The sequence below is a fragment of the Geobacillus sp. DSP4a genome (assembly GCF_013096875.1).
GTDB classification, from domain to species: domain Bacteria; phylum Bacillota; class Bacilli; order Bacillales; family Anoxybacillaceae; genus Geobacillus; species Geobacillus thermophilus.
Window position 1 is genome coordinate 1 of record NZ_SDLD01000266.1, and the last position, 286, is coordinate 286.

Annotated in this window: 1 rRNA gene; it reads left to right on the forward strand. The window is 54.9% G+C overall.

The features are described 5' to 3' along the window. Positions 1-56: ribosomal RNA gene (locus tag ETC02_RS17285) — 16S ribosomal RNA — on the forward strand; the annotation flags it as partial. Positions 57-286: the final 230 nt, after the last annotated feature.

The window sequence follows — 286 nt, forward strand, 5'->3', positions numbered from 1 at the left end:
GGGTGAAGTCGTAACAAGGTAGCCGTACCGGAAGGTGCGGCTGGATCACCTCCTTTCTAAGGACGAAAAGCGGAGGCCGCAATGGCCAACTGTCGATACACAGCGCTTTCGTTTCGTTCAGTTTTGAGGGAACGAGTCATGTTCTCTCAATGACAAAAATCGTTCCTTGAAAACTAGATAACCGGAAAAGCGGAGGCTCGCGGGTCGCCGCGATGGGCAAATGTTCTTCGCCTGCAAGGGTGCTTGCACCCGGAAGGCGAAGGTTATTTGACCCCGAGCGGCGGCG